Source organism: Aliiglaciecola sp. 2_MG-2023, from assembly GCF_030548145.1.
In the GTDB taxonomy this organism is placed as follows: domain Bacteria; phylum Pseudomonadota; class Gammaproteobacteria; order Enterobacterales; family Alteromonadaceae; genus Aliiglaciecola; species Aliiglaciecola lipolytica_A.
Genome location: NZ_JAUORY010000007.1, coordinates 123,290 through 148,784, shown reverse-complemented (window position 1 = coordinate 148,784; position 25,495 = coordinate 123,290). Strand labels below are relative to the sequence as shown.

At 40.4% G+C, this 25,495-nt stretch carries 24 protein-coding genes; 18 read left to right on the top strand and 6 right to left on the bottom strand.

Translation table 11 applies throughout. The features are described from left to right. Positions 1–4: 4 nt before the first annotated feature. The 3 genes from Q4567_RS09510 to Q4567_RS09500 are packed head-to-tail and all read right to left on the bottom strand — an operon-like array spanning position 5 to position 3,916. The gene (locus tag Q4567_RS09510; RefSeq protein ID WP_303500206.1) at positions 5–2,032 is read right to left on the bottom strand and encodes a DUF3488 and transglutaminase-like domain-containing protein; all 2,028 of its coding nucleotides are present in this window, start codon (positions 2,030–2,032) and stop codon (positions 5–7) included. Then, a complete protein-coding gene (locus tag Q4567_RS09505; protein WP_303500205.1) occupies positions 2,029–2,997 on the bottom strand; it encodes a DUF58 domain-containing protein in 969 nt (322 codons plus the stop codon). Before Q4567_RS09505 ends, Q4567_RS09510 begins: the two co-directional genes overlap by 4 nt. A gap of 1 nt (position 2,998) precedes the next feature. Further along, positions 2,999–3,916: a MoxR family ATPase gene (locus tag Q4567_RS09500; RefSeq protein ID WP_216050293.1), complete on the bottom strand. Its 918-nt coding sequence runs from the start codon at positions 3,914–3,916 to the stop codon at positions 2,999–3,001. Between the two features lie 273 nt (positions 3,917–4,189). On the opposite strand from Q4567_RS09500, the gene seqA reads away from it, so the two are divergent. The 7 genes from seqA (at position 4,190) to Q4567_RS09465 (ending at position 12,497) form a co-directional block, all read left to right on the top strand. After that, positions 4,190–4,786 carry a replication initiation negative regulator SeqA gene (gene seqA / locus Q4567_RS09495; protein WP_216050294.1) on the top strand — a complete coding sequence of 199 codons (597 nt, stop codon included), beginning with the start codon at positions 4,190–4,192 and terminating at the stop codon, positions 4,784–4,786. A gap of 29 nt (positions 4,787–4,815) precedes the next feature. Beyond that, positions 4,816–6,468 carry a phosphoglucomutase (alpha-D-glucose-1,6-bisphosphate-dependent) gene (gene pgm, locus Q4567_RS09490; RefSeq protein ID WP_303500204.1) on the top strand — a complete coding sequence of 551 codons (1,653 nt, stop codon included), beginning with the start codon at positions 4,816–4,818 and terminating at the stop codon, positions 6,466–6,468. Between the two features lie 195 nt (positions 6,469–6,663). Continuing rightward, a complete protein-coding gene (locus Q4567_RS09485) occupies positions 6,664–9,156 on the top strand; it encodes a glycogen/starch/alpha-glucan phosphorylase (RefSeq protein ID WP_303500203.1) in 2,493 nt (830 codons plus the stop codon). A 180-nt stretch (positions 9,157–9,336) separates the two neighbouring features. After that, positions 9,337–10,650: a bifunctional diguanylate cyclase/phosphodiesterase gene (locus Q4567_RS09480; protein ID WP_216050297.1), complete on the top strand. Its 1,314-nt coding sequence runs from the start codon at positions 9,337–9,339 to the stop codon at positions 10,648–10,650. A 69-nt stretch (positions 10,651–10,719) separates the two neighbouring features. Beyond that, positions 10,720–11,745 carry a succinylglutamate desuccinylase gene (gene astE / locus Q4567_RS09475; protein WP_216050298.1) on the top strand — a complete coding sequence of 342 codons (1,026 nt, stop codon included), beginning with the start codon at positions 10,720–10,722 and terminating at the stop codon, positions 11,743–11,745. 9 nt (positions 11,746–11,754) lie between these two features. Then, complete coding sequence (locus Q4567_RS09470) at positions 11,755–12,180, top strand: HIT domain-containing protein (protein WP_216050299.1); 426 nt, start codon at positions 11,755–11,757, stop codon at positions 12,178–12,180. Next, positions 12,174–12,497 (top strand): heavy metal-binding domain-containing protein, encoded by a 324-nt coding sequence (locus Q4567_RS09465; protein ID WP_216050300.1) that lies wholly within the window; start codon positions 12,174–12,176, stop codon positions 12,495–12,497. Before Q4567_RS09470 ends, Q4567_RS09465 begins: the two co-directional genes overlap by 7 nt. An 11-nt stretch (positions 12,498–12,508) precedes the next feature. On the opposite strand, the gene Q4567_RS09460 is transcribed toward Q4567_RS09465, so the two are convergent. Beyond that, positions 12,509–13,009, bottom strand: a complete 501-nt coding sequence (locus tag Q4567_RS09460; RefSeq protein WP_303500202.1) for a DUF2244 domain-containing protein — start codon at positions 13,007–13,009, stop codon at positions 12,509–12,511. 52 nt (positions 13,010–13,061) lie between these two features. Here Q4567_RS09460 and Q4567_RS09455 point away from each other — a divergent pair, with 52 nt between their 5' ends. The 6 genes from Q4567_RS09455 to Q4567_RS09430 all read left to right on the top strand — a co-directional run bounded on the left by Q4567_RS09455 (position 13,062) and on the right by Q4567_RS09430 (position 19,241). Then, the gene (locus Q4567_RS09455; RefSeq protein ID WP_303500201.1) at positions 13,062–13,946 is read left to right on the top strand and encodes a sulfite exporter TauE/SafE family protein; all 885 of its coding nucleotides are present in this window, start codon (positions 13,062–13,064) and stop codon (positions 13,944–13,946) included. Between the two features lie 42 nt (positions 13,947–13,988). Further along, complete coding sequence (gene fdhD, locus Q4567_RS09450) at positions 13,989–14,816, top strand: formate dehydrogenase accessory sulfurtransferase FdhD (protein ID WP_303500200.1); 828 nt, start codon at positions 13,989–13,991, stop codon at positions 14,814–14,816. Positions 14,817–14,848: 32 nt separating this feature from the next. Further along, positions 14,849–16,147: an alpha-amylase family glycosyl hydrolase gene (locus Q4567_RS09445; RefSeq protein WP_216050304.1), complete on the top strand. Its 1,299-nt coding sequence runs from the start codon at positions 14,849–14,851 to the stop codon at positions 16,145–16,147. Then, positions 16,137–16,700, top strand: a complete 564-nt coding sequence (locus Q4567_RS09440; RefSeq protein ID WP_216050305.1) for an isochorismatase family protein — start codon at positions 16,137–16,139, stop codon at positions 16,698–16,700. Before Q4567_RS09445 ends, Q4567_RS09440 begins: the two co-directional genes overlap by 11 nt. Positions 16,701–16,743: 43 nt before the next feature. After that, positions 16,744–17,175, top strand: a complete 432-nt coding sequence (locus Q4567_RS09435) for a DUF3859 domain-containing protein (protein WP_216050306.1) — start codon at positions 16,744–16,746, stop codon at positions 17,173–17,175. Between the two features lie 512 nt (positions 17,176–17,687). Then, a complete protein-coding gene (locus Q4567_RS09430; protein WP_303500199.1) occupies positions 17,688–19,241 on the top strand; it encodes an amidase in 1,554 nt (517 codons plus the stop codon). 182 nt (positions 19,242–19,423) lie between these two features. Here the strand turns inward: Q4567_RS09430 and Q4567_RS09425 are convergent, their stop codons facing one another. Both Q4567_RS09425 and Q4567_RS09420 read right to left on the bottom strand, forming a co-directional pair. Next, on the bottom strand, positions 19,424–19,792 hold the full coding sequence (locus Q4567_RS09425; RefSeq protein WP_303500198.1) for a hypothetical protein: 369 nt from the start codon (positions 19,790–19,792) through the stop codon (positions 19,424–19,426). Between the two features lie 20 nt (positions 19,793–19,812). After that, complete coding sequence (locus tag Q4567_RS09420; RefSeq protein WP_216050309.1) at positions 19,813–19,986, bottom strand: hypothetical protein; 174 nt, start codon at positions 19,984–19,986, stop codon at positions 19,813–19,815. Between the two features lie 445 nt (positions 19,987–20,431). Here Q4567_RS09420 and Q4567_RS09415 point away from each other — a divergent pair, with 445 nt between their 5' ends. The 5 genes from Q4567_RS09415 to Q4567_RS09395 all read left to right on the top strand — a co-directional run bounded on the left by Q4567_RS09415 (position 20,432) and on the right by Q4567_RS09395 (position 25,432). Then, positions 20,432–22,360, top strand: a complete 1,929-nt coding sequence (locus tag Q4567_RS09415) for an ATP-dependent DNA helicase (RefSeq protein WP_216050310.1) — start codon at positions 20,432–20,434, stop codon at positions 22,358–22,360. Positions 22,361–22,364: 4 nt separating this feature from the next. After that, positions 22,365–23,048 (top strand): tRNA (adenosine(37)-N6)-threonylcarbamoyltransferase complex dimerization subunit type 1 TsaB, encoded by a 684-nt coding sequence (gene tsaB / locus Q4567_RS09410; RefSeq protein WP_216050311.1) that lies wholly within the window; start codon positions 22,365–22,367, stop codon positions 23,046–23,048. A 108-nt stretch (positions 23,049–23,156) separates the two neighbouring features. After that, on the top strand, positions 23,157–23,477 hold the full coding sequence (locus tag Q4567_RS09405) for a hypothetical protein (RefSeq protein ID WP_216050312.1): 321 nt from the start codon (positions 23,157–23,159) through the stop codon (positions 23,475–23,477). Between the two features lie 303 nt (positions 23,478–23,780). Beyond that, complete coding sequence (locus Q4567_RS09400) at positions 23,781–24,434, top strand: Slp family lipoprotein (RefSeq protein WP_303500195.1); 654 nt, start codon at positions 23,781–23,783, stop codon at positions 24,432–24,434. A 143-nt stretch (positions 24,435–24,577) separates the two neighbouring features. Continuing rightward, complete coding sequence (locus Q4567_RS09395; RefSeq protein WP_303500194.1) at positions 24,578–25,432, top strand: alpha/beta fold hydrolase; 855 nt, start codon at positions 24,578–24,580, stop codon at positions 25,430–25,432. Positions 25,433–25,495: the final 63 nt, after the last annotated feature.

The window sequence follows — 25,495 nt, the reverse complement described above, 5'->3', positions numbered from 1 at the left end:
ATGATTAGTTTTTAAGCTGTCGATTAATTGCTTTTTTTAAGGCTTGCCACTGTTGTTTTATTCGTGTTCTATTACTCGATTTTTGAGCATTGGTGTTTTGCTGATAATGATGGCACATATAAATATGCGTCACATTGCTAAAAGGTTGGTGTAGTGAATTGGGAAGCTTGTTTTTTACACTATTGGCAAAGTCTAGTGGCCCTTGGGATTTTGCCCGGTAGATTTTAAGCTTGTTCAAGAGCTTTTCTGATTTTTGATAGTACAGGGTAATATGATCAGGTTTTTTGCGATGTAACGATGGCAGAAAGAAAAATGCCAATAAAAGCACGATCAAGCCGATCACACTGAGTCCAAATAGGGCTAACTTTTTTGGGGTCAACTCGCCAATTAATGATTTAATTAAGTCTTTTTGGGAGTTTTTATCGAAACCTAACACCCACTTGGTCCATACGAAATCAATATCTTTTAGTAAAAGCCTAAACTCATTTAACCAAGCTATTGCGCTATAGCGACTAAGTGAGAATGGGGAGTCAATCAATTCTGCTGCTTCTTCTATTGCTGATCTTAACCCATACTCTACTCTATCAGGAGCTACCACTGCAGTTGGATCATAGCGCTGCCACCCCAAATCTGAATGCCATGCCTCAATCCATGCATGGGCATCATATTGATACACACTCATGTAATTTTGCTCACGCATTTTGCCGCCTTGATAACCTGTCACTAAGCGAGTTGGAATCCCTGCAAGTCGCAGAATATACGCCATAGCAGAAGCATAGTGGGAACAAAACCCTTGCTGTTGTGCAAATAGAAACGTATCTACAGTATCTGTTTGCATTAACGGAGGCTGTAAGGTGTATTCAAAAGGTTGCTCAGCAAAATATGCCAATACTTGGCGTATGAATTCCTGATCATCGGGATATTGCGATCGCAGGTTATTAACCCAAATTTGAGTTTTGGGATTTCCTGTGTCCGGCAGTTGCAAATTAATCCGCCTGTCTACACTATAGATAGCTTGGTTAAGAGGTGTCTCGGGATACGATCGCAATGTATATTGAAAGTTACTTACCAGCGGCGTGTGACTTGTTAATTGATATTCGTGGCTTTGCCAAATCTGGTTTGCACTCTTGGGACCTTCTGGAACGCCAACATCAATACTATATAACCAGTTTTGATGGGTTGGCTCAGCAATAACCTCATAGCTATAGAATTTTCCAGTAAGTGTGGGAGTGAATTCTTTATTAAACCGTTTGTACTGGCGCTGAATCGCTTTTCGTTCTGCAGATACTCGCCAAGTTTTACCGTCGAACTCTTCCATAACCAGAGCCCGCCAATAGCGTTCTTGAGGGACAGGGATGGCGCCTTTGAATGTTACTCTAAATGCTAATTCTGCACTTTGAGACAACTGCGCAATATCTCCAGGAGTGACCTGTTCTGCTAATCCGGTTTGATGCGATTTGGCCGTGGGCATTTGCCACAATGGTCCTATTTTGGGCAGTACAATAAACAATAAGGCGGTGATAGGTAAAGCCTGCCCTGCCATAATCGCGATTCTTTTTAAATTAGTGTCAAAGCCGAGGCTAGGACTGATATTGCAGGCTAGAGAAAGCAAAAGCAGCAATGTTAGGAACAAATAAAAAATGCTAAAACCTATGCTATTTTGGAATATAAAACCGCAACCAATCAGGAAGCCACAGCAGGTTATTAATTGATAATAATCTTTCATACTGCGTAACTGCATTAACTTTAATGAGCAGGCTAAAACTAACAGGTTTATCATGCCTAGAAGTACCCCTAGCTGGAAACTAAAATAGGCCAGTACAATTGCACTTAACAGTGCTAAGAGGTTGAGTGTACGTACAGATGGAGCATGCTTGTGTAACTCTAAGTACAGTGCGCTGCGCATCACTACAGCGCACACCACTAAAATGAGAATCCAGCCCATTACTGGCTCAAGTAAACTCAAACTAATACACAGAAATACCATAGTCAGTATGATATGAGCATGATTTTTAGCAGAAGAGATCATCATTTAACGCCTTCCAAATAAGGCGTGTGCAAAGCGAGCGCCTTTAAACAGGCATATTGATGTTCTATTCCACTACTAGGCGCAATTTTAAGGTTACCCAAGTCCAAACCAAATACACTATTGTTTCTAGTTAATTCAATAACTTGAAAGCTCAGCTCGCTGAGTTTGTGTTCTAAATCATGGGAATTTAGCGATGCCAATATTAACCAGCCTGTTGCACCTGATTGATTGGAAAACTGTTTGGAGATCATGCCTTGGCCTTTGGCGACTTGTTTCCACGCCACATGATAAAGGGGCTCACCTTGTTTGTATGGCGCTAGGCTATCAAAATCATCGTGACCTTTGAGCGACGAATCTGCTTGGTTGAGGTGCACTGAGTCTTGTTTATCAATTAGCCGAACTTTGCTAGCCAAAGGTTTGGGGTAAACCACAATATCAGATGAAAAAGCTAGGTGAGTCCAACAACTGATTAATCCCAGAGGAAAAGTACTGGTTAGTGTGACTCGGGGTAATTTCAATCTACCTCTTTGTGGGCAATCCAAAGGAAGGTAAATAGGATTCGAAAAATTGTCCAAGTCCACATTAATATTATTTTTCACCTTCCAAAAATTCAGTTTAAGGATTCCGTGGGAAACTTGTTTATTATTGTTAAACCAGATTGGTATTTGTAGCTTTTCCCCTGCAAACCCATGTTGAATTTTACCCAATTGAATTTCCAACTTGGCAAAATTTAGATATGCGATAAATAAATTCAGAAGGAATAATGAGACTAAAAAATAACATAACATTATCATTAAGTTATTTTGATAATTGGTTCCTAAAATAAATAAACCCACACATAACAGGATAAACAATCCTCCGAAACGCGATGGAAAAATGAAAATACTACGGTAGTTCAATTTATAGTTATTGGCTTCAGGAATGCGCCTATCTAACCATCTCTGTGCAGTTGATTGCCAACCAAACATATTAGGCTGCCAACGGGTCAATGGCTTCTAGTAGCCGATCACTCAAACTCGTTTGCCCATTAAAGTCGGACAAAGCTGCGCGCATTCGATGTTCTGCTACCGACGGTAACACCGCTTGGGTATCTTCAGGTATGACGTAATCTCTGCCGTGCAAAAATGCCCAGGCTTTGGACGCTTGCATCAGTGCCTTACTTGCTCGTGGGGACAAGGGATTAGGGAAACCTTCGTTTTCACGGCTATGGGTTACTAATTTTAGAATGTAATCCAATATGGCATCAGATACATTGACCTTATTTATTTGCTCTTGCATTTGTGTAAATTCGGCAACAGTTAAGCAGGCTTGTTGGGATTTTTTAGTCCCGAAATCTTGCTCCAAAAGCATTTTCTTTTCAGCTTGCCAATCTGGGTAACCTAATTGAATACGCATTAAAAAACGATCCAATTGAGATTCAGGTAAAGGGTAGGTCCCTGATTGATGCATTGGATTTTGTGTCCCAATAACAAAAAATGGGGTAGGTAAAGCTCGTGTTTCACCGTCTAAACTAACTTGTTTTTCTTCCATGGCTTCTAACAAAGCGCTTTGGGTCTTGGGACTAGCGCGATTAATCTCATCAGCTAAAATCAATTGATTGAAAATCGGTCCTGGATGAAATTGAAAGGATTGTTTGGTGCTATCAAAAATGTTTAAACCCAGCATATCCGCAGGCAATAAATCAGAAGTAAATTGAATGCGGGAAAAATCCAACCCCAATACTGCCGCAAGTGCATGGGACAGGGTAGTTTTGCCCATTCCGGGTAAATCTTCTATCAACAAATGACCATTAGCCAATAAACAGGTAAACGCTAATTTAATCTGTTGGTGCTTGCCAATGACTTGTTCTGAAACCTGACTTATCGCATTTTGCAATTGTGGGTGCATAGTTGGCAATACCTTGTTTTTTATTTTAGTATTTGAAAAGAAACAGTTACTCTATTTAATTCTAGACCATGCTGAGAGTCGTGTAACTGTCAGGGTTAATACTCACGTATAGATCTTATTCACTTTTTTATGTCAGCGTGTCAAGAAGCCAACTTAATCACAATAAACGGCAGGAAAGTCAGCCAATTAGAACAGAGAAGTGAATTTTTTACTGAAATAAAAATGTCATTAGTCTTATAATAGTGGCACTTTTAAATAGCAGTTATTAGAAATATGAAAACGATTACTATCGACGACGAATTATATGGATTTATTGCCTCTCAAACGAAGCATATCGGTGAAAGTGCTTCAGATATCTTGCGCCGAATTTTGATAGATGAATTAGGCTTAAAAGCAGGGGAAAGTCCTAGAGTTGATGTATCCAAGCCAGCAGAAGTAAATAAAGAAGTCAAAGATATAAATAAAATTAAAAAAGTTCGTGACGTGCAAGCAAAAGAGCAAAAAAACACTGATGAGGTGGTTGATGCAACGTCGTTGTTCGATTTATTGAACCAAGAGACTTTTGATCAACCCATGAGCAAGGTAGAACGTTTTTTAAAGATGTTGGGCGCTTTACATCAAACCCATCCGGATCGTTTTAATGCGGTTTTGGAAATCAAAGGTAAAGGTCGACTCTATTTTGCGACTGACAAAAATGTATTATTAAAAACGGGCAGCAGTACTAACCCAAAACAAATACCCGGTTCAGAGTATTGGGTAGTCACAAATAACAATACAGAGAAAAAATGTACTATGCTAACCAATACCGCTGCTATCTTAGGGTATTCTAAAAGTAATGTAGAACGCTTAGGTAAAATATTTAAAGCCTAAACTCACTCAAACTCACTACTAGGATTATTATGGCAATTCATCCACAGGCAGGACAGCCGGCAGCTCCAGAACAACTAGTCAATGTAGCGCGCTTAGTCAGCGCTTATTATTCCAATAAACCGAATCTAGACGATCCTACACAAACTGTGGCGTTTGGGACTTCTGGTCATCGTGGTAGTGCTTTTTTAAATACGTTTACGGATGTCCACATTGCGGCTATATGCCAAGCATTGGCGGAATATAGAAGTATTCAAAATACTAGTGGTCCTATGTACATTGGTATGGATACCCATGCTTTATCAGAGCCTGCTTTTATTACTGCTGTGGAAGTTTTAGCCGCAAATCAGGTCAACATGATAGTGCAAGAAAAGCGAGGCTATACCCCTACACCGGTCGTTTCTCACGCTATTCTTAACTACAATCGCGGTAAGCAATCCGGCTTGGCAGATGGGGTGGTGATTACACCTTCGCACAATCCTCCCGAGGATGGTGGATTTAAATATAATCCCACTCACGGTGGTCCCGCAGACGGAGATGCCACAAATTGGATCCAAGATAGAGCGAATCGCATTATTGCCGCAGGATGCAAAGAAATTAAGCGCATGGACTTTGATGCAGCAATGAAATCAGGGTTTGTTCAAGAGGTTGATTTATCCGCACAATATATTAGCGAACTTGATCAAGTCGTTGATCTCAAAACAATATCTGAAGCTGGTTTAAGTCTTGGAACAGATCCTTTGGGTGGAGCTGGTTTAGGCTATTGGGACATCATCGCCGACCGTTACAATCTAAATATCAAAGTGGTTAATAACAAAGTTGATCAACAATTTGGATTTATGCACCGCGATAAAGATGGCAAAATTCGTATGGATTGTTCATCGCCTTACGCCATGGCTGGACTCATTGAGCTCCGTCAAGATTTTGATGTCGCCTTTGGTAATGATCCTGATTTCGACCGTCATGGAATAGTCACTAAGACCGCAGGTTTGATGAACCCTAATCATTACCTTGCTGTAGCCATCAATTACCTATACCAGCATCGCAGCGACTGGCCTAGCAATTTGAAAATTGGTAAAACCCTTGTTTCCAGCAGCATGATTGACCGTGTCGCTAAATCTCTGGGACGTGAATTAGCGGAAATGCCAGTTGGTTTTAAGTGGTTTGTACAAGGTATGTTAAACAGCGAATTCGGTTTTGCTGGAGAGGAAAGTGCTGGTGGAATTTTCTTACGCAGGAATGGTCAGCCTTGGGCTACAGATAAAGACGGCATTATTTTATGTTTATTAGCGGCTGAGATCATGGCGGTTACCGGCATCGATCCAGGCGAACATTATCAGAAACTGACAGAACAGTTTGGCTCGCCAAGTTATAAACGTATTGATGTTGCAGCCAGTCATGAACAAAAACAAGTATTGAGTAAGATGGATAAGTCGGTAATTACCTCTACAGAATTAGCGGGTGAGAAAATTAACAATATCCAAACTCATGCGCCAGGTAACAATGCCGCTATTGGTGGCGTGAAAGTGAGTACCGAAAATGGTTGGTTTGCTGCACGTCCGTCTGGTACAGAAAACGTTTACAAGATCTATGCAGAGAGTTTTAATGGCGAAACACACTTAGATAGTCTTTTAAATGAAGCTCAAAACCTAGTGGATGGTGTGTTTAAATCCAAAAATGTTTAATTAATGTTTGTTTGCGGTTCTATTTTAGTTAAATAACTCGTGTTTTGTAGAATATTTACGAAAATAGTCTAAAAATTAACATTTATTTAATAGAATTGATTAGGAATTCCTGCTAAAACTACGTTCATACTGAAAACTGTAATTTTATTACAGTTTCGAATTGAATAGAAAGTCGCAAAAGTGGGAATTCCTGTCATGCCAAAAGTTAATCTTAAAAGTAAGGCTCTAAGTGAGCCTGCAAAATTAGACAAGAGTGATATCAAAGAAGCAATTGTTCGTCACCTTCATTGTTCTTTAGGTACAGACGAAAATAAAGCCAACAACCACGCTTGGTGGAAAGCGGCATGTGCAGCCGTGCAAGAACAAGTCCTTGAGCGTTTACGCCGCACCCAGAAATCCCACTACCTAAACGATACCCGAGCCGTTCACTATTTTTCCGCAGAGTTTTTAATGGGCCGTTTAATGTCCAATAACCTGCATAATTTGGGTTTATTTGAAGTGACACAACAAGCCTTGCAAGAGTTGGGGGTCAATCTTACCGATGTGATGGAAGAAGAACCAGACATGGCACTAGGTAACGGTGGGTTGGGACGTTTAGCTGCTTGTTTTATCGATTCATTAGCGACAATGGACTTGCCCGCAGTAGGTTACGGAATCCATTACGAAAATGGTTTATTCCGTCAAGAAATTAAAAATGGTGCGCAAATAGAACGTCCCGATAGTTGGCGTGACTATGGTAATCCTTGGGAAATATGCCGTCCTGAATCAATTCAAGAAGTACCACTATTTGGTTATGTGGAAACCAAATATGGTGAAAACGGTCGCATATTAAAAGAATGGCATCCTGGTTCTATTGTCAAAGGTATTCCATGGGATATTCCAGTCGTCGGTTTTGGCGGTAAAACGGTAAACGTCCTGCGTTTGTGGCAAAGCCAAGCGTCAAATTATTTCAATTGGGATGTTTTCAATGCGGGTGGTTATGTTGATGCCCAATCAGAAAATGTGCAAGCTGAAACCATTTCTAAAGTACTATATCCAAATGACGAAACCGAAGCGGGTAAAGAACTTCGTCTAATTCAGCAATACTTTTTCTGCGCTTGTTCACTAAAAGACATTATACGACGCTACAAACGTGCCCATGGTGATGATTGGAGCCGTTTCTCGCAACAGGTCGTGATTCAACTGAATGATACCCATCCAGCTATCGCTATCCCTGAATTGATGCGTATCTTGGTTGACCGAGCAGAACTCGATTGGGATGACGCTTGGGCGATTTGCCATAAAACCTTTGCTTATACTAATCATACTTTGCTGCCAGAGGCATTAGAAAAGTGGCCGGCCAGAATGATTGAAAAAATACTGCCTCGTCATTTAGAAATTATTTACGAAATTAACTCCCGCTTTTTAGCTGAAGTAGAAAAAAAATGGCCTGGCGATAATAAAATTAAGCAAAAGCTGTCAATTATTGAAGAAGGCAACAATAAAATGGTACGCATGGGCAATCTATCCGTGATTGGCTCATTTGCTGTTAATGGTGTGGCTGAAATCCATTCCAAGTTAGTTAAACAGAATCTTTTTCCAGAATTTGACCAAATGTGGCCAGATAAACTCACCAATGTAACTAATGGCATAACACCTCGTCGTTGGCTAAAAGCATGTAATCCAGAACTGTCAGCATTAATTGATAAGAAGATTGGTACTGATTGGCCGTTAAACTTAGAAAAATTAAAAGACTTAGAAAAATTTGCAACTGAGGCAAAGTTTCAAAAAGACTTTATGAAAATTAAGCTTAACAATAAAATCGCACTTGCCAGTGAGGTGAAAAAATTAACTGGGATCGACATCGATCCTAAGGCCATATTTGATGTGCAGATTAAACGTTTACATGAATATAAGCGCCAGCATCTAAACTTGCTACATATTATGGCTCTGTATCGCAGATTATTAGAAAACCCAGCCTATGACATGCAGCCTAGAGTCTTTCTTTTTGGAGCGAAAGCTGCGCCAGGTTATAAATTAGCCAAAGACATTATTTACGCGATTAATATGGTTGCAGAACGAATTAATAATGACGAGCGGGTAAACAAAAAATTAAAAGTGGTGTTTTTACCCAACTATCGAGTCAGCTTGGCTGAAAAAATGATCCCTGCTGCTGATGTTTCCGAGCAAATTTCGACAGCCGGAAAAGAAGCATCGGGTACCGGAAATATGAAGCTATCGCTAAATGGTGCTTTGACTATAGGTACGATGGATGGTGCCAATATAGAGATTGCTGAGGAAGTGGGCGACGAAAACATCTTCATTTTTGGGTTAACGGTTGAGGAAGTCGATAAATTACACGCCAAAGGGTATAACCCATATGATTACTACTACCAAAATGCGGAACTCAAGGCCATTTTAGATTGGTTAGAAACCGACTATTTCACGCCTGGAAAGCCTGGTGCTTTATCTTCATTGAAGCATAGTTTGCTTGATGGTGGTGATCCATATTTAGTGTTAGCAGATTTCGAGGCATATTCGCAAGCTCAAAATAAAGTGGATATAGCCTATCGAGACAGTAAAGATTGGGCCCGCATGGCAATTTTAAATTGTGCCAGAATGGGTAAATTTACTTCCGACCGCTCGGTTCAAGATTACGTAGATCGAATCTGGAAGTTAGATGCATGTGAAGTAGAGCAATCATTTTGAACCTAATAGACTTAGATAGTTGCTGCTAACCTAGCACTCATATGGTTACAGTTTAGATTTCAAAACCGCTGATATGTTATTAAAAGGCTCAATTTTTCAATTGAGCCTTTTCTTTTGCCCTCAGATACGTATAGAATCTTAGTAATTGCCTAGCAGTGCGCCTAAATAAGAAAAATTAGAATGGGTCAAGCTCACCAAACGTTAGCAACTATCCCGAATCGATATGCATTTTTAGATCGCATAGATGAAGCGGTTAAACTCGATAACAAATTATCCTTAATGTTAATCGATGTCGTGCGCTTTTCAGACGTTAGTAGTTCCCTTGGTTATCAAGTCGGCGACATCATTTTGTTGGCGATAGCTAACCGCATCAAATATTTATTTGGACGAGAAGTCCTATTCGGCAGAATGAGTGGTGATATTTTTGGTATTGTCATTCCAGGGCGTCATGGAGACAGACAACTTCGTTACCACTTCAATCATTTAGTCGAACACTTTAAAACGCCTATTAACATTGATGGGCACGCCTTTATCGCTGACTTCAATGTTGGTGCTGTAGCCAATGAGGCGGATAATCAAGATACCATTAAATTACTGGCTGCCGCAGAGTCTGCGTTAAAACAGGCTAAAGAAAATAAATATGAGAATTTACATATTCTTAGTATGAGCCAAAGAATGCATAGTGGTCGTTCTTTAGCGTTAAAAGCCGATTTGAAACGCGCTTTTCAAAATGATGAATTAGAAATTTATTTCCAACCTAAAGTGAATTTACAAACCCTAAAGATTACTGGTGCTGAGTGTTTATTACGATGGAATCACCCGTTAGACGGCGTGTTGTTTCCCGGTGCATTAATCGAAGCTGCTGAATCTTATAATATGATGAACGAATTGGGTAACTGGACGTTGGAAAAAGCATTTCAAAGTGCGGTCTTCTTTAAACAGCAGGGCATAGATATTGTTCTGTCGGTAAATATGTCGCCCACTCAACTTTACGACTTCAAATTCATTCCTAAATTACGGGAACTGCAGAAACTTTATGACATTGATTTGAACTGTTTAGAACTTGAGTTAACAGAAGATGTGGCGCTGTCTAATTCGTTAATGGTTAAACGTCAGTTATCTGAAGCTCGAACTTTGGGAATGAAAGTATCGGTGGATGACTTTGGTAAAGGTTATTCGAATTTAGCCTACATTCGCGATCTGTCTATTGATGCGATAAAAATAGATAAAACATTTGTTATGAGCTTGGAAGACAATCCGGTGAATTTGGCCATTATTCAAGCAGCCCAAGTGATTGGTCGGGCACTGAAATGTGACATAGTGGCAGAAGGAATTGAAAGTGTAGAACAAATGCAAATGTTGCGAGAGATTGGCATTGAATGTGGGCAAGGATTTCTTTTTTCTAAGGCCATTAAGCGTGACGATTTTGTGCAGCTGTTTTACACAGATTTGATTGTTGGAACGTCAAAGACATTTTTGTCTAGACCTGCTTAAGCACGGCTTATGCTGCCAGTTAAATGACAACTTGCTATACTTTCATGATTTTAACAGTTAAGAGGTTCTATGTTAGTTGAGAAACTTACCGTATCAGGCCAATTTTTGGCGCTTTCCAGATTCGATCCTCAATTATTTAAGCATCCCGTTGAATTCATTTTAGCCAATGGCGTAAAAGTCAATATTAGCAGTCCTGGAATCATTCAGTTTACCCCATCAGGCACTTCAAAAAAGGACATAGTTTTATCCTGTGGTGTGCATGGCAACGAAACGGCTCCGATTGAAATATGCGACGATTTAGTTGCACAAATCCTACGTTTAGAACTAACTCCACAACATCGGCTTTTGGTGATTTTTGCTAACTTACCTTCAATGGATATCGAGAAACGTTTTGTCGTTGAAAATTTAAATCGCCTGTTCAGTGGTGCTCACACAACGTCCAGTGGCGAGAATAATCAGGAGCGTCAACGAGCCAAAGAGCTTGAGCAAGTTGTGGCGAATTTCTATACCCAAGGTAGTGCCTCGTCTGAGCGCTTACATTACGATTTACATACAGCCATTCGTGCTTCTAAAAACGACAAATTTGCGGTTTATCCCTTTTTACACGGAAAACAACATAGCCTTGAACAACTGGCTTTTTTGTATGCTTGTGGCGTCAATACATTTTTGCTTTCTGAAAGTCCTACAACAACTTTTAGTTATTACTCTTCCCACCAATTTGGTGCTCATGCGTTTACTGTTGAGTTGGGTAAAGTGCATCGTTTTGGCGAAAATGACATGTCGAAATTTGCTGCAGTGAGAGAAACCTTGACCGCTCTGATCGTCAATAAAGAATTAAATATACCTGCATTTCCACCTCAAAAAACCTATATTTATCGGGTTAATCAGGTGATAAACAAGCAGCAACCAGATTTTAAATTACACTTCGATAACGATACCCCCAATTTTACTGACTTTAAAAAGGGACATTTGTTAGCCTCTGAGACGGGTGCCGAATATCGCTGTGAGTTTGATAATGAAGCCATTGTTTTTCCGAATGAAAATGTGGCAATTGGACAACGGGCACTGCTAACAGTAGTCGCAACAAAATTATAAGGAGAAAGCATGCACAATGCTGATTTCCAACTCGATCCGCAATTGGCCAAAGATTGCTTTGAAGTATGTAATTTACCTCTGAGTAAAATCTTATTGTTAAACGACTATCAATACCCCTGGTTTATACAGGTGCCCCGCGTGAATAAAGTCACCGAGATAATTGATTTGAACGAAGCGCAACAGAGTCAGTTATGGTACGAGTCAAAAATTCTTAGTGAATCGATTAAACACTTGTTTCAACCATACAAATTGAATATCGCGGCCCTTGGTAATATGGTTTCCCAATTACATATTCATCATATTGCTCGATTTCAACATGATGTCGCATGGCCCAAACCTGTGTGGGGTGTGGCTGCTGCCAAACATTATGAACTGAGTGATTCAAACAGTTTGATTGAAAAAATGTCTACATTATTGGGAGATAAAATATGTTAGTAACGACGACAAACAATTTAGATGGCAAAAAGATTGAGCACTACTACGGTGTTGTAGTGGGAGAAGCCATTATGGGAGCGAACATACTCAAAGATATTTTTGCTTCGATACGAGACATTGTAGGCGGGCGTTCTGGTTCGTACGAACAAGAGTTAACCAAAGCCCGCAAAATTGCATTTACGGAATTAACCGAAGAAGCCAGGATGATGGGCGCGAATGCCGTTATTGCCGTTGATATTGATTATGAAGTGATTGGCCAAAATGGAAGCATGTTGATGGTTAGTATCTGTGGTACTGCGGTCAAGTATGTGGATTAAACCTTACTAAATTATTGTCGCTTCCACCATTTGTTGCTGACTTCCATAACGCCATTGTGCTTCAACAAATTACGCGCGATAAGGCAGTCTTGTTGATTTAAAAATTGTCCCAACTCAATGCTGATATTTTCATCGGTTAAGATCATGTGTGGTCGGTCAAATGAGCTTTCAGCTTCGATGACCGACAAGTGTGTTTTATGCCGTTCAAACTGCCAATTGAAAATGGGATATTGAATTCCACATTCAATTATTAGGGTTTTTGGGTTGATGGTAATGATTTGTTTGCTGTAACAATGGCGATTCACTTTATGCATTAAAAAGGCAAGTAAAGCGACCTCAAATCCGGCAAAAGGTAAAATTAGCCACATCCCTAACAATGCCCAAATCGACGCGATTAGCAGTACACATAGGGCCATAATAAATACAATCATTTTGGCTTCAGCCCAAGTAGCAGAACGATTTGGGCTCAGCGTGATCGTTGTGATATTGTTTTGCGTAAAATGCTTAACCATAATAATTTGAAACGCGATACACTGAGTCGCCAAACACCTTTAAGATACTGCTATGTTGCACGTCATAACTGCCAATCAAATCCGATGTTTCCTTTTTGTAACCTGGTTTGGTGTATTGCTTTTTCAAGCAGAACCACTGTTGTTAATAACAGAGTATAGCGCTTTTGCAATTTTAGGTGTGGTGGGCGCTATTTTTGCCAACGCAACAGGCGCTGGTGGTGGTGTGATATTTGTCCCATTTTTTAATCAATTGGGATTCGATTCCAATTCTACAGTGGCAACCAGTTTTGCCATTCAATGTTGTGGGATGACAGCTGGCGCCATAACTTGGTGGGCATTTTATCGCAAACAGCATATTGATGATAAGCATTGGCACGAGATCAGCAAAATACTCAAGCTAACAGTACCTTTTTCTGTATTGGGCATTTGGCTTGCACAACTATTTCAAGCTGCCCGAGGTGGAATAGGCGAAGCTGAGCAATTACATGCAGGTTTTGGCGTATTCTCTATTGGTTTGGCGATCGCGTTATTTGCGAGTATTCCTTTGCTTAAAAAGCAGTCCTTTTCCTCTGACTTAGCACGGTTTGATTGTTATGCCTTGACGATAATCGCATTTATCGGAGGCATCATAACAGCCTACTTATCAATTGGAGTGGGGGAGTTAGTCGCCATTTATTTAATCATTCGTAAATTCAGTATCACTTTTTCCATCGCTGTAGCCGTTATTCTAAGTGCTTTTTCAGTGTGGAGCGCCATCATCTATCATGGCTTTTTTGGCGTTGACGTTTACTGGCCTGTGGTTTTATTTGCTGGAGCTGGCGCGATTATCGGTGGTATCTTGGCTAAGCAAGTGGTGTTATATTTTTCAGCAACAAATTTAAAAATCTTTTTTGCCAGTTGGGTGTTATTTCTTGGCTTCAGCGCATTACCCTACTGATGCTCGATTCTGGCAACTAGATTTTTCTAACAAAAGCGCGGTATGCAAGAATCTATTCAATACAATATAGTGAGTTATAAGAATTCAGCGACCTATAAAGCCGACTGGATTGCGTGTGAGCAACCCTTGGAAATTTGGTTGAAATTTTATAAAACGCCGAACCAAACCGAAAAGCTTTATTTGCATTCCACCATGCGTACTCCTGGTGATGACATCCATTTGGTTAAAGGCTGGTTGCTTTCTATTGATTTGGTTTCCCTTAACGATATATTCAGTATTGAACATACTGGCACAGACAGATTAAAAGAAAATCATAGCAATCGGATCCTGATTACTCTGAAACCGGGTGTATCTGTTGAATTATCGAAATATAAGGCGAACCCATTGTCCGTTTCTAGTTGTGGTGTCTGCGGACAACAGAATATCGACAAACTGCTAGAAAATTTGTCTCCTATCGATGAACAAAATAGGGTTTCATTAGCGGCAAAGTCGATATGTGATTTACCGAATAATCTGAGATTACAACAACCGGTTTTTTTTAGGACTGGCGGTGTTCATGCAGCAGCGCTGCTGGATCACAAGGGAGCTCTTGTAGGAACCAGTGAAGATATTGGTAGGCACAATGCGCTGGATAAGTTAATTGGTAAACATTTAGCCCTTTTACCTGGCCAATATGCGGTGCTATTGAGCGGTAGGGTGAGTTTCGAAATGGTGCAAAAATCAGCTAGAGCTGGTATTAGTATGATTATTGCGGTTGGCGCACCGACCAGTTTGGCCGTAGATTTATGTAAAGAATTGGATATTGCACTGATTGGATTTATCAAAGCGACGCAATTTAATCTGTATCATGGAGAAAGGCAGTTAATTTAAACAGTTTAGCTAACAAAAAGGACTTTTTGAAAATGGATCATACCCCTAAAAACTATGTGCAAATTGTCAGTCCAGTCTGGGCTAAAGACGCAATTATATACCAAATTAACACCCGCCAATTCACCTCTGTGGGCACTTTCAATGCAGCCCAATCACACTTCCCACGTTTAAAATCCTTAGGTGTCGACATTTTGTGGATTATGCCAATTCATCCTATTGGAGTTAAAAATCGTAAGGGCACACTAGGGAGTCCTTATGCGGTGCAAGACTATTATGGTGTGAATCCAGAATTTGGTGATTTGAGCGCATTTCAAGATTTTGTCAAAACCGCCCATTCATTTGGTTTCAAGGTTATTATAGATTGGGTATGCAATCATTCTGCTTGGGATAATCACCTAGTTGAAGATCATCCAGAGTGGTACGCTAGGGATTATAAGGGCGATTTTACGCCAACACCTTGGTGGGATTGGGATGATGTCATTGACTTTGATTATCAAAGTATTGAATTACGTGAGTATATAGCCAAAGCGATGCGTTATTGGGTTGAGGTGGCTGACATTGATGGATTTCGGTGTGATGTGGCCGGTTTTATTCCAAATGATTTCTGGGCAGCTGTTAGGGCTGATTTAGAGACCATTAAACCGATCTTTATGTTAGCTGAGTGGGAATCCAAAGATCTACATCAAAATGCCTTTGATATGACCTATGCGTGGAGTTGGAATGAAATCATGCATGGTATTACGTGCAATGGTTTACCTATTAGTAAACTTTTTAAATACTACTCTTGGAACGAAAAATCCTATCCAGCTGAAGCACATCGAATGACGTTTGTCAGTAACCATGATAAGAATGCATGGGATGGTACTCAGCAAGAGCAATTTCAAGATGGCCTAGAAGCCGCTATTGTGCTGTCGGTTATTGGTGAAGGTATGCCACTTATTCACAATGGACAAGAAGCCGGTGAAACAAAACGTTTAGCGTTTTTTGAAAGAGACCCGATTCACTGGCAGGAACATCACATTGGTGATTTATATCAACGATTAATTCAACTTAAAAAATCACATTCCGCGCTACATAATGCCCAGTGGGGCGCGCGGATGATTCACGTCGCTAATTCTGAGCCAGAAAGAATATTCAGTTTTGTGCGGACCGATAAAAATAGTAAAATTTTTGTCGTATTAAATTTATCAAGTCACTCGCTGCAAGTGAATTTCACTGGAAGTTTGTTTTTAGGTGAGTACGATTCTTTTTTCGAAAATAAAAGTTTAGTGTTTAAGCAAGATTCCGAACTGACAATAGCACCATGGGGATATCAAATTTATGTCAATTGAAAAAATTAAACCCGAAACAACGCAAGTGTTAATGGTCGATATACAACAAAAATTGTTTGCTCAAATGAGTAATCACCAAATGATGTTGCGTCGCAGTCTTACTTTACTGGCAACTGCTCAGATATTTCAAATTCCCATTACGGGCGTAGAGCAATATCCCAAAGGCTTAGGTGAAACCCACGAAATGTTGCAGCCTTATGTACAACATAACTTTACCAAGACCGCATTCTCTGCTTTTGGGCAAAAAGATTTAGTCGCGCATCTTGATCACATCCGATCATCAAGTGACAAGCCAAATTTGTTGCTCTTAGGGGCTGAATCCCACGTTTGTTTATATCAAACTGCCATTGATGCTCTCAAGGCGAACTATACAGTTTCCATTGCGTGGGACGCTACTGCTTCTCGTTATGAATCCGATCGGGAATTAGCCAAGCAGCAATTAATCGCAGCTGGTTGTAATTTGGTTTCAGTGGAAATGGTGGTTTTTGGGTGGTTGAAGGATGCCAAACATGAACATTTTAAACGTGTCAGTAATTTACTTAAAGCCCACTAATTAAAAATAAAGCCCCCTAATAGCATTCAAGAGATTAGCAGTAATGGCGAAACATAAAGCGCAATTTGAAATGACCAGTTATGGTCTCTATGAAGGGTGGGACAACAACAGTAAAGAATTACCATCGATTCGCAACTTTACCACCAAAATCCCAGCCACTTTAGATGTGGAATTTGGTTTTATATTGGAAGTTAAAAAAGGCAAAGGATTACGGTTAGATTTCACTATTTATCATCCAAATATCCCAGATAAAAAAGGCAATGTTATGGAACCGTTTAGCGGTGATGTTTATGTGCGAAACAATAACTGGGAGTTCTATTTAGGTGATACTTTATGGGCACCTATTGACGACAAAGTCGGGGACTGGCGTATGGTAATTGAGTGTGACGGCAAAATCGTGGCTGAAAAAACATTTACCGTTTTAGAAGAGTATGCCGATGGCGAGATTCAATTTTGGAAAAAACGCGGTTACTGAAGCCATTTTTGTAAACAGACATTTTATTCTTTAAATGAGCTTCGCTGTGGATAAAAAATGAATCACAGTGAAGCGGGTTGATGTTCTGATAGGTCTTTATATCTACTCGTTACCCATGGCGATGGAGTGATACTGCGCTGTACTTTCCTATTGCTAATTCGAATTGGCGTATTTTCTGAAGATTAACTTTAAGAAATTTAAATGTATTAACAAAACTAATCTTCTCATTACAATTTACTTTCGTAACCATACTTATCAAACTAAGAGCTATTGCAAATATATATTTTTTCATATTATTAGCATACTTCTTTGATTGAAAAGATGTCTGTCCATATGACCCTATTGAATAGCGTTAATAGGTGTTTTATTCTGTCATAATACAAGGTCTTGTACTACGAGTGTTCAGTTATGTTGGCATTAAATGCATCGTTTGCGGGCGATTAAACATATGGCGAACATTCTCTGAAACTTTGCTCAGGCCACCTTTTTCATTTTTACTGACTGGCCCTTAAATGCTCAAATTAACTGTGTTACCCACTAAATTTATACTGTTATCGATTTTTGTCGCATATTTGCAAGGGTGCCAGCAACATAGAACATCGGCAAAAGAGATTGATCTCACAGAGCTGACTATTGCCCAAATTCACCAAGACTATAAAAATGGCGAGTACAATAGCCAAGACTTAGTTAAGACGTACCTAAAACGAATCGCCCAGCATAATGATAAAATTAATGCTATTAGTGTGGTCAATAACGATGCGCTAATGATTGCCGCAGCCTTAGATAAAGAGTTTATACAAACAGGAAAGCTTCGCCCGTTACACGGCATTCCTATTTTGGTGAAGGATAATATCAATACCGCTAATTTACCCACCACCGCAGGCTCTCTTGCGTTAGTCGAATACATTCCCAATCAGAATGCTTTTATCATTCAAAAACTCGTTGACGCGGGGGCTATTGTTTTAGCGAAAACGAATATGGCGGAGTGGGCATTTAGTCCAAAACATACCGAAAGCTCTACCATTGGAATCACTCGTAACGCGTATAACCAAGATTATGTTCCAGCAGGATCTAGTGGCGGAACAGCTGCTGCTATTGCCGCTAATTTTGCAACTGTTGGTTTAGGTACCGATACGGGTAATTCTATTCGAGGACCTTCTTCCCATGCAGCGCTAGTGGGCTTAAGAACCACCATTGGCTTAGTGTCACGCAGTGCCATAGTGCCTTTGTTTCTGCGCAATGATGTTGTTGGCCCAATGGCCAGAACAACCGAAGACGCTGTTCGCATATTAGACGTAATTGCTGGCTACGATGAGCATGATCCGATCACGGCCCATTCGGACGGTAAGATGCCGGCTAGTTATTTGTCGTATTTAAACGAAGATGGGTTGAGTGGAGCACGCATAGGTGTGTTGAATCAACTTAGTGATGACGGCCTTGATCCTGAAATTTTAGCCTTATTCCAACAGTCCCTTCGAGATTTACAGAGGCTAGGGGCAACAATCGTTGATCCAGTTGAGATCCCTAATTTTGATAGTTTAAAAGCCAATCAATGGTGTGCAGAATTCCAACAAGATGTAGAGCAGTTCTTAGCAACCTATGTGAAAAGTGACACCCTGGAGCGCTTAGAAGATATTATCGCAGTTGGCTCCACCTCAGAGTTTGCAAAAGCGAGATTAAAAGCAAACCTTGCTGCAAGCGGTCGTTATGGTGAGTCCAATGTTGAATGCGGAAGTGCTTATTCTGATCCACTGCGCATAGCGTTTAGGCAAGGTATTGAGAAGGTGATGGACGACTTAAATCTAGATGCGCTAATTTATCCTTCTTGGAATAACAAAGCCGCTCTTATCAGTCGTTTTGAGGAAGATTACATGGGTGACAACAGTCAAGTTATCAGTCCACACACAGGGCAGCCGGCGTTTACGGTTCCAATGGGGTTCACTTCGGAAAACTTACCCACAGGGCTTCAGTTTTTAGGCAGAATGTACAATGAACCTAAGTTAATACAGCTCATCTATGCCTATGAGCAGGGGACAAAACACAGAAAACCAGCAGAGTTGAATTGAAGCGCTGTTTCAGATTTCGATTTTCAGTGCTAATTAGTGAAAAATATTCAATACGAAAATCAGTCGATAGCTTGAAAAGAGACAAGCTTATTTAGGCTGCAGAATAAACAAAAAAGAGCGAAAAATCGCTCTTTTTTTTGGGATAACATAAAGTGTCTCATTTTAAAGACACCCGATTGTAATTAATTACAATCTGATACGTCACCACCTGTTTTTTCTTTCATTTTGATACAAGCTTCTTTTAGCTTATCAGCGCTAGCTTCTTTCATGTCTTCTATTTCGTCGCCAGCATCTTCCATCATTTCAGAGGCTTTATCTTGTGCATCATCTTTCATTTCTGATGCTTTTTCGCTTGCTGAATCCATCATATCACCGGCTTCATCTTTAACATCGTCAAGATAATCAGCAGACTCTTCTTTCATGTCTTCCATTTCTTCAGTCATTTCAGCTTTAGTATCGCTAGCGGATTCTTTCTGAGCTTCTGAACATCCCGCTAAGCCTAAGCTAGCTAAAAATATTGCTAGTACGAGTTTTTGATTGATTGTTTTCATTGTGTTTCCTTTAGTCCATTTTAAAGTGCAGTTTCTTTCTTAAGTGACCGAGCAAACGTCATTGTCACAAATAAAAAGATACCGATATAACATATAGCAGAAATTACAGCTGACATTAACTTGCTAGATAAATCGGCAGGTTTGAAAATTGCCACCAAGGTGACAATAGTCGCTAAGATTAACCAGAATAACATAATCGAACTCCTTACTGTGTGCCACTTGAAACAATTGGGTTTTCACCTGTCGTTTCCATCATTAATAACAGAGAAATCTTTCTGTTTTGTGATGAATAAATTAATAATTTGTCTATTGCTTGAGATATTGCTTAATTCGTGCCACTAATTTATCTATTTGATTAATAACAATATTGTTTGCGAATGGCGTTGTTTTTGAGCGTGTTTGCAATAAATGCGTCTGTTTTTAAATACACCTTTGGTGCGGAGTGTCTTTTTTGGGGCAATTTTTTAAACAATATTTATATCACAAGGCTAAGCAATGGCTATCTTCCTCTAACAATGCTTGCATTTTTTTGGCATACTCACCGCCAATTTCTCGCGCTGCGGGACAAGCTAAGAATTTGCGAATAACGGATAACGATAGTGATACTAATTTGTGACAGTAAAAGACAGGCAAGGGTGCATGATTAAAACATCAGAATTGTTTGCCGAAGATGGGGTTTTATCTACGGCAATTGCTGGGTTTAGCCCACGTGCATCGCAAATTGCAATGTCTGAAGCCATTGAACAATGTATTGACGATCAAGTTCCGCTAATTGTCGAGGCTGGTACGGGAACAGGTAAAACCTTTGCATACTTAGCCCCAGCAATGATCAGTAACAAAAAAGCAATAATCTCAACGGGTACAAAAAATCTTCAAGAGCAGTTGTTTCACCGTGACCTACCGTTACTTAAAAAAGCCTTAGCCAGTAATCGTCAGGCAGCGCTGCTTAAGGGCCGTTCAAATTATCTTTGTTTACATCGGTTAGGTCAGCATAGTGGCAACAGTACCTTATTGGAGCGGGAAACCCTGGATGAATTAACCCAAGTTAGACAGTGGGCGTCTACCACTAAAACCGGTGATATGGGAGATTTAAAGTCACTGTCTGAGAATGCCAGAGTATTACCTTTGGTGACTTCTACAGTTGATAATTGTTTAGGTCGAGATTGTCCTGATTATGAAGATTGTTATTTAGTCAAAGCGCGAAACAAAGCAATGGACGCCGATATAGTGGTGGTGAATCATCATTTGTTTTTTGCAGATATGGCTTTAAAAGACACAGGCTTTGGTGAGCTAATTCCGGAAGCTGATGTGGTGGTATTTGATGAAGCTCATCAAATACCCGATATTGCCAGCGAATACTTTGGTGAAGCTCTCTCAAGTCGACAAATACATGATTTAGCGCGAGACATTGAGATTATAAAACGTACTCAACTAAAAGATGCCGAACAACTAGTAAAAGTTGCTGAGAAGTGTCGTTTGATTGCGGCTGACTTGCGTATTTTGTTTCCAGTCACTCCAGAGCGGGGCAATTGGCGACAAATGCTAAAACGCCCAGAGGTCGAAGCGCAAATCAATAAATTGGACGAATCACTGACGGTACTTTACGAAGTGGTTAAAATTCATCTGGGTCGAGAAAAAGAACTTGATACTTTGTTTGAAAGGGTAACTCACGCCAAATCCAAACTGGCTGTTTTAAACGATGTAAATCAAAAAGGTGTGAGTTTATGGTACGAAACCACACCTAAGCACATTGTGCTGCATTTAACCCCACTTAGTATCGCTAAGCGCTTTGCTGATTTTATAGAAGAACCGAAAAGAAGCTGGGTGTTTACCTCTGCAACTTTGATGGTGGATGGCGGTTTTGCCCATTTTCAGCGTTTAATGGGCTTAGATAATGCAAAAACATTAGCCTTGGACAGTCCATTCGATTACCAAAAACAAGCTATTTTGTGTGTACCTCGATATTTACCAGAGCCTAGCAGCCGTGAGATGCGACAGAATTTATTGGAAGTAGCAGTGACCTTAATTAAGGCGAGCAAAGGCCGTTGTTTCCTGTTATTTACTTCCCATGCGATGCTGAAAATCATTGCCCAAAGCTTGCCTGAATATATTGATAACCCAATATTAGTGCAAGGCACCACGACCAAGCGTGCGTTACTAGACGAGTATGTAACCAATAAACAAGCCGTACTGTTAGGCACGGGAGCATTTTGGGAAGGAGTTGATGTGCGTGGTGATGATTTAACCTGCGTAATGATTGATAAATTACCCTTCGCCGCCCCAGATGATCCACTTCTGCAGGCTCGAATTGAAGATTGTCGAAAGTCAGGTGCCAATCCTTTTGCACAAATCCAGATCCCCCAAGCGGTTATTTCCCTCAAACAAGGGGCTGGGCGGTTAATTCGTGATGAAAAAGACAAGGGGGTTTTGGTGATCTGCGATAATCGCCTAATCACGAAAGACTACGCAAAAACCTTTTTAGCCAGTTTACCGCCCATGAAGCGCACTCGAGACTTGTCGGTGGCGGTTGATTTTTTAACTGAATTACATACCTCTGAAGGCCTGTGAATTGATGAAAATACTTGCGATAGATACAGCCACTGAAGCCTGCTCTGCAGCCATTTTTGTAGATCAAAAAACCGATTCAATATTTGAAGTTTGCCCTCAACAACATAGCCAAAAACTGCTTCCGATGGTCGAGCAATTATTACAACGAAATAATCAAACATTATCGGCTATCGACTATCTCGTGTTTGGTCGTGGTCCAGGTAGTTTTACTGGCGTGCGTATTTCAACAGGTATTATTCAAGGTTTGGCGTTGGGAACTGAAAAGCCGGTTGTTGGTATCTCTACTTTAGCTGCAATGGCGCAACAAGCGATTGATGAATCTCAGGCCAAGTTGGTTGCTGTAGCGATAGATGCTCGCATGGATGAAGTCTATTTCGCATTATTTCGCAATGAAAATAACCTAGCCCGTTTAATCGAAGAAGAGCAGGTGCTAGGGCCGGAAGCTGTGCTTGAAGGCTTAACCGAAATACCGGATGTATTATGCGGTACGGGGTGGACTGCCTATAAAGCTTTCCAGCAAATCGTCGAGCAGGTCGGTCAGCCATCCATTCTTTTTCCATCAAGTAGTGCAATGATCCCATTAGCTATAGATGCTATCGCGCAGGGCAATTTTAGCGACGCAGAGAATATTCAACCGGTTTATTTGCGAGACAAGGTGACCTGGAAAAAGTTGCCTGGTAGAGAATAGTGGTTTTAACTGGATTAGATTGGTTTTACGCGATAGTTCGTATCTTGTGCATGATTATTGCAGTTAATTTTGGTTTGACACCTAAAAAGGATGCAATAGTTTAGCTAAGTGGAAATTGAATCTTCGTTAGTTGCCGCGCAAAATCAACTAACTATTACTCCCACTGCCCGTGAGCCGCAAAAACAAGCGGAAGCACAAGAGCAGCAAAATCAAAGACGTGACACTCAGTTGCCACGTCAGCAGGTTGTTACGCGTCAAAATTCCCCTGAAGCATATGCACAAGCCGAACGTTTTCGAGAACAAAAAAATAGTGCATCACAACCTCAAGATTTTAGTGCTCGCCAGGCAATAGACGCCTATCAATCTCTTGCCAAAGAAAGTCAACGTAGTGAAATCCAATCGTTACTGGGAATTGATACCTTCGTTTAATCTTATCCAATTAGGCTCGAATAAAATGATCACTTTGGTGTAAAATTTTTCGCGTATTTGTTATGCTGAACAACGGATTATGATGATTTTATATCCCGAAACTATGTTGATTCAGCCAATAACGCAACGTGTTATTGGCAATAGGTGTTAGTATTAGCAACATATCTAAACGATTCTATAGCGTTAATTAGTGGATTCATGTTTTAGTAAGTAAATAGTCTAATTGGTGAACTATCTAATCAGTTAAGAGTTTATTAAGGTAAAAGTTTAGCAAGTTAAAATTTAGCGGTAGAGAGGATTCTCATGTTAGCGAAAATTGCGGTGTTTTGTTCAGTAGTACTGATGGCTGGCTGTTCTGTCATACCTGACAGTATTCAGGTGGAAGATGAAGCAAACTTAGTAGAATATCAGCAGGTTACAAGTAATCCCGAAAGTAATATTGGCAAGACTGTTCGTTGGGGGGGAGTGATTGCTAAAGTCGAAAACTTACCTGATGCAACCATGATCGAAATGGTCGATTTTCCATTGCGTTCTTATGCTCGCCCTCGAGTCTCAAATCAAAGCATGGGCCGGTTTCGGGTCTATATTGATGGATTTATCGATCCAGTGGTCTTTGAAAAAGGTCGTAGCGTTACCTTTACCGGAAAAATTACTGGTTCCGAGGAAGGCATGGTAGGTGAGCACAAATATGTTTTTCCGACCCTTAAATCATCTGGATACCATCTTTGGAAAGAAATAGAGCAAGTGAATGTGAGTAGCTTGAGCATGTGGCCATATAATCCATACTGGGGATGGCCATACCGACCTTATCACCAACGCGTTATTATACGTCGTAATAGTGATAGTCCCTCTGGCGGCGCAACAACTCCCAGTCGAGCGTCTCAACCTAACCGTCAACAAAGTACCCGTTCAGCTACGCGTAATAATGGTATAGGGCCAGTTGATAAAGAGCGTTAAAGGCTGATTTTTATAGGATTATAACTAATCAAAATAGCTGAGTATCACGGCGGATAATTTCCGGTGACGGCAATAAAGTGTTAAAAAGCGGCATGTAATTGCCGCTTTTTTTGTTTATAAAAAACGCTCAACAGGATACTAAAATGCATGATGTCAGGTTCTCTTTACCTAACTTAGAGTTAGCAGGTCTTGCAAATGGACACACCGATAAACCCCTAATTATTGCTTTGCATGGTTGGTTAGACAATGCCGCGAGCTTTATTCCTTTAGCCAAATATCTGAACGATTACCATTTGGTCGCAATTGATTTTGCTGGGCATGGACTCTCCAGCCATCGCAGTGCTGACGCTCATTATCACCAAATTGATTTTGTCCACGACTTGCATGAGTTAATTTTAAGTCAAGGGTATAAAAAGTTTATTTTACTGGGGCACTCCATGGGAGGGATCGTCGGTTCGATGTACGCTAGCAGTTTTCCTGAATTTGTTTCCCATTACATCACGATTGAATCCTTTGGTCCTCTTTCAAAAAATGCGCAAAGTAGTCCCTCACAAATGCGTGAGGCCATAGAAAGCAGATTAAAATTACAAGCTAGAGAGCCGCAACATCCCAAAAGCTACGAAGCCGTAATTAAAGCCAGAGCATTAGCTGGGGACTTAACTGAAGATGCGGCAACATTGTTGGTTAATCGCAATTTAATTGAGCAAAATGGCGAGCTTCGTTTTCGCACCGATAGAAGGCTTCGTACGCTCTCGTCAATTCGAGTGACAGATGAGCAAGCTAGACACTTTATGCAAAATATCCAAGCACCGACATTAGCAATAATGGGCACAACGGGGTACGAAGTCATGCGTGAAAAAGTCAAAGAAAGGTTTGATTGGGTGCCAAATTTAACCCATGTAACTTGTGAGGGGGGACATCACTTACATATGGATAATCCCGCCGACATTGCTAAAAAATTGCTGGATTTCCTAGCACTTAGTCCATTAAATCACTAAAATTAAGCTACAATCAGGTCTTACCTGTATTAATTTAAATGTTCATTGGTTAACATCGTGTAA